General features: G+C 39.1%; 1 protein-coding gene. It reads left to right on the top strand.

All coding sequences use genetic code 11. The annotated features are described in order from the left end of the window. The first annotated feature begins 419 nt into the window (after nucleotides 1-419). The gene (locus BBROOKSOX_RS10045; RefSeq protein WP_139661598.1) at nucleotides 420-2,120 is read left to right on the top strand and encodes an FISUMP domain-containing protein; all 1,701 of its coding nucleotides are present in this window, start codon (nucleotides 420-422) and stop codon (nucleotides 2,118-2,120) included. Nucleotides 2,121-2,432: the final 312 nt, after the last annotated feature.

Raw genomic sequence — 2,432 nt, 5'->3', positions numbered from 1 at the left:
TAAACACTTTGCATAAATAGTCATAACCAGCACCAAGAATATAACATTCAAGTGCTGGTTTGTTATTTGCTTAAAGTACTTAGTAACACAAAAAACCCAGTCTTTTGACTGGGTTTTTTGTGCACTTTTTAATAAGGCGTGCTATCTAAAAGGTTGATAAAGATAACTGTAGTAACTGAGTTGATTCACTGTACTTGGCTTGTTATGATGCATGCAAACATAAGCGTAACACCCAAAACCAACGAGAGTTTGAACTTGAAAGTCTTATGCGGTGTGGATTAACTTGGCATGCAAATATCGTGCGTTTTAGGTTGTAAAAAACTTCATCAGAGTTTTTAAAAATATTCAAAAAAACTTATATAGAAGGCGAGGCAGTGGTATTATGTCTAAAATTTTTAAAACTAAGTGGCTAAATTATCATGACAAACACAGCAAAATCCCAATTAAGTCATTTTTTTAAAAACACGCCCTCTAGTGCGTTCAATCAATTCAAGCACTTGCTTGTGCTTAGCCTTTTAATCACCTTTTCTTTTTCGGCTCGTACTGCTCTAGGTTCTATTACCACCGTTGTAACTTTCGATAGCAACTCTAGAACTAAAGTTCAATGTGTTGAAACGAAAGCCACAATATTGTTTAATAGGCAAACTTATGGACTAATTACCTCACCCTACACAGGTAGAACTTGGCTTGATAGAAACCTAGGTGCAACAAGAACAGCCATCTCAAGTACTGACACTGCTGCTTATGGAGATTTATACCAATGGGGTCGTAAGCAAGATGGTCACGAATCTAGGACCTCAGGTACAACATCAGCACAGAAAGACAGCATCTTTTCAACAACAGATAAATTTATTACCGGTTCTTTTGATTGGGTAAGCGCAGGTGTAGATAACGATGGTTCAAAAAGAGCATCTGTTTGGATAGACGGCGAGGCTAATGATATTTGTCCAGTAGGCTTTAATGTGCCAACTAAGATGGATTTAGAAAATGAGATGACTTTAGCTGGCATTGATGCGCCTAATACTCTTGATAAAGCCTTCTCCAGCTTCCTTAGAATCCCAGCTGCTGGCTTTCGCAATCGTGCGACTGGTGGGGCTATTCTAAATACCGTTTCTTTAGCCGCCTTGTGGACACGGAATGCTTCTGTTTCTACTGGTGGGGTACAACAAGCTAAATATTTGAGTATTGACCGTACTGGTGCGAACTACAATAGCCTTGATCGTGCTTACGGCATGAGTGTTCGTTGTATTAAATCGAAATTAGTAACACTAGAAATCACAGATGATACCAATGGCAAAGTTAGGGCTGGTAAATTCGTTACTTTTAAATTTGAATTTAGCAAGCCTGTTTTTGGTTTTACAATCAAAGATGTGAATATTAAAAATGGTACGATCAAGGCAGGTACAACCCTTACCCCAGTTCGAACTGATAATACTCTTTGGACATTAGTTGTGCGCCCAGCACAAGAAGAAGACAGGAATTCTGGTAAACCCTCGAAAGTCTCTTTCTTGAGCGTCACTGTTCCTGCAGGTTCTGTGGTCGGTACGAAGGATAATGAGAATGCTACAAAGAGCAGCCGCCGTATTGAGTTGCAAACAGCTCCATCATTTAGATCACTATGGGCTGTGGACGCAAGCGTGAATAACAACCCCTCCTTAGCCGATCGGATTACTGGTATCCCAGACTCGAGGCTGGAGCTTGGCGATAGGCAGCAGCTGAATGACCCGCATTCCTGGATAGAAGCAAGAGTTGTAAATGCAGATGGCAGTAAAAACTATGGTTCTAGAGCCATTTTCACGCTTACGTATGCGGAATCAATATACATTAGGTCTATTGTTATTCGTGAGACTTTTAACACTAGAGAAGGTGGTCAAACTGTCTGGGGGATTGACTCGGAAGGCAATCAGGTTAGACTTTATGGGTTTGGAAGAGATACTGTTGTTCCTGCAAATTCCAATCTGCGGGGATTCGTAAACGACAGAACGATAATGCTACGCCCCGAAGTAAGGAAAAAAGGTCCGTTTAAAATCATAAAGATAGTGGTTGGCTCTGGTTATAGGGAGACACCCGACGCAGTTGATGCAATACAAATCAATGGAACCCTTGAACCACCTATCTAATAAACACTTTGCATAAATAGCCATAACCAGCACCAAGAATATAACATTCAAGTGCTACTTTGTTATTTGTTTAAAGTATATTAGTAACACAAAAAACCCAGTCTTTTGACTGGGTTTTTGTGTACTTTTAATAAGGCGTGTTATCTAAAAGATTGATAAAGATAACGATAGCAACTGAGCGCATTCATTGCATTTGGCTTGTTATACCAAATTCAAAAAACAACAATACTATAAATAGTGTATAATAATCATTTTTTTCACCAACAAAACAATGCCAAAAAGAATTCAACTACCTGATGATTTTTATAAACA

The organism is bacterium endosymbiont of Bathymodiolus sp. 5 South, from assembly GCF_900128535.1.
Classification (GTDB): Bacteria; Pseudomonadota; Gammaproteobacteria; order PS1; family Pseudothioglobaceae; genus Thiodubiliella.
The sequence above is the reverse complement of the archived record's forward strand: the minus strand, read 5'-3'. Positions and strand labels throughout refer to the sequence as shown.